Raw genomic sequence first — 739 nt, forward strand, 5'->3', positions numbered from 1 at the left:
GGCTCGCGCCCGCCCGGCTCTTGCCCATCTTCTGGAAGTTCTCCGCGAAGGGGCTGCGCTGAGCGAACGCCATCAGCATGGGCGAACCGATGACGGGGGCGTAGCCGGTGTAGGCGCGGTTGTGGCGCAGCAGCGCCTCGAACGCGTACGCGCCGTCCTCCGGTGCGATCGCATCACCGGTCTGTTCCGCGAACGCCGACCCCGCGCCGATTTCGCCCCAGGCACCCCAGGCGACAGAGGTCGCCGGCAGGCCCTGAGCGCGCCGCCAGTGCGTGAACGCATCCAACCAGCTGTTGGCCGCCGCATACGCACCCTGACCCGGCGAACCCACCAGCGCCGCCGCCGACGAGAACAGGCAGAACCAGTCCAGTTCGCGTTCTTTGGTCGCCTCGTGCAGGTACCAGGCGCCGTGCACCTTGGGCGCCCAGTCTCGCTCGATCAGCTCCTCGGTGATGTTGGCCAGCGTCGCGTCCTCGACCACGGCGGCCGCATGCAGCACGCCGCGCAGCGGCAGACCCGTCGCCGTCGCCGCCGTCACCAACCGCTCCGCGGTGCCGGATTCCGCGATGTCACCACGCTCCACCACCACATCCGCGCCGATCGCACGGATCAGTTCGATGGTTTCCTGCGCCTTTTGGCTCGGCTCCGAGCGCGAGCTCAGCACGATACGGCCCGCGCCCGCGGATGCCATCTTCTCGGCCAGGAACAAGCCCAGACCGCCCAGACCACCGGTGATGAT

At 69.4% G+C, this 739-nt stretch carries 1 protein-coding gene; it reads right to left on the reverse strand.

Annotated features, from left to right (window positions below; translation table 11 throughout):
• Nucleotides 1–739 (reverse strand): SDR family NAD(P)-dependent oxidoreductase (locus tag BST27_RS30705; RefSeq protein ID WP_139805515.1); only part of this gene is annotated, 739 nt, incomplete at both ends.

The organism is Mycobacterium intermedium (assembly GCF_002086275.1).
GTDB classification, from domain to species: Bacteria; Actinomycetota; Actinomycetes; order Mycobacteriales; family Mycobacteriaceae; genus Mycobacterium; species Mycobacterium intermedium.